The following is a 1597-nucleotide window of genomic DNA, read 5'->3' on the forward strand; positions in this document are numbered from 1 at the left end:
ATGCGCTCTACGTACGATTACCAACCGTACTGAGGGAACCTTTGCAAGCCTCCGTTACTTTTTAGGAGGCGACCACCCCAGTCAAACTACCCACCATGCACTGTTTCCCGCAAGGGATTAGACTCTAAGCAAACGAAGGTTGGTATTTCAACGACCGCTTCACGGCACCTGGCGGCACCGCTTCATAGCGTCCCAACTATTCTACACATCGGTTGCTCAAAATCAATGCAAAGTTGTAGTGAAGGTTCACGGGGTCTTTCCGTCCCGTGACGGGTAACCGGCATCTTCACCGATACTACAATTTCGCCGGGCTCGTGGAGGAGACAGCGTTCAACTCATTAGACCATTCGTGCAGGTCGGAACTTACCCGACAAGGAATTTCGCTACCTTAGGACCGTTATAGTTACGGCCGCCGTTTACTGGGGCTTCAGTCAGGAGCTTTGACTTGCGTCGAACACCCTTCCTTAACCTTCCAGCACCGGGCAGGTATCAGGCTCTATACGTCATCTTACGATTTTGCAGGGCCCTGTGTTTTTGTTAAACAGTTGGTTGAACCATTTTACTGGGGCCACCCAGAAGGTGGCATGCTTTATCCCGAAGTTACAGCATCAATTTGCCTAGTTCCTTCTCCACGGCTCACCCGAGCACCTTAGGCTATTCGCCTCGACTACCTGTGTCGGTTTGCGGTACGGGTCGCTTTAACCTAACCTTAGAAGTTTTTCTCGGCAGCTATTAGAGCACTCAATCAGGCCGAAGCCCTCATATACTTTCGTACTTCGCCAAACTCTACGGATTTACCTGTAAAGCCTATAGCTACATACTTAAACGGGGAATTCCGTCTCCCTCGTGTGCTGTTCACTTCTGCGTCACTCCATCGAAATTAAAGCGAGTACTGGAATATTAACCAGTTTTCCATCAGCTGCCCCTTTCGGGTTCGCCTAAGGACCCGACTAACCCTGATCCGATTAACGTTGATCAGGAACCCTTAGTCTTACGGTGAAGTAGTTTTTCACTACTTTTATCGCTACTTATGCCTACATTTTCTTTTGAAATCGCTCCAGCATGCGTCACCGCACACCTTCGATGCAGATTTCAATGCTCCCCTACCGATATACCGCCGAGCGGCAATCTTAGAGCTTCGGTTCATGGTTTGATGCCCGATTATTTTCCGTGCAGGACCTCTCGACCAGTGAGCTGTTACGCACTCTTTAAATGAATGGCTGCTTCCAAGCCAACATCCTGGCTGTTATAGAAGTCCCACCTCGTTTGATCAACTTAACTACGTATTAGGGACCTTAGTTGCTAATCTGGGTTATTTCCCTCTCGGCCACGGATCTTAGCACCCGCAGCCTCACTCCCGGAGATATATGATAGCATTCGGAGTTTGTCAGGGTTTGGTAGGCGGTGAAGCCCCCTAGCCCAATCAGTAGCTCTACCTCTATCATACTTCAATATCCGAGGCTGTTCCTAAAAACATTTCGGGGAGAACGAGCTATCTCTCAGTTTGATTGGCCTTTCACCCCTATCCACAGGTCATCCCATAGCTTTTCAACGCTAATGAGTTCGGTCCTCCAGTGTGTGTTACCACACCTTCAAC

1 rRNA gene is annotated in these 1597 nt (G+C 49.2%); it reads right to left on the minus strand.

What is annotated here, in order from left to right:
• A 23S ribosomal RNA gene (locus ACJ751_RS24945) occupies positions 1-1597 on the minus strand; the annotation flags it as partial.

It is taken from the genome of Niastella sp., from assembly GCF_045805085.1.
Lineage (GTDB): Bacteria > Bacteroidota > Bacteroidia > Chitinophagales > Chitinophagaceae > Niastella.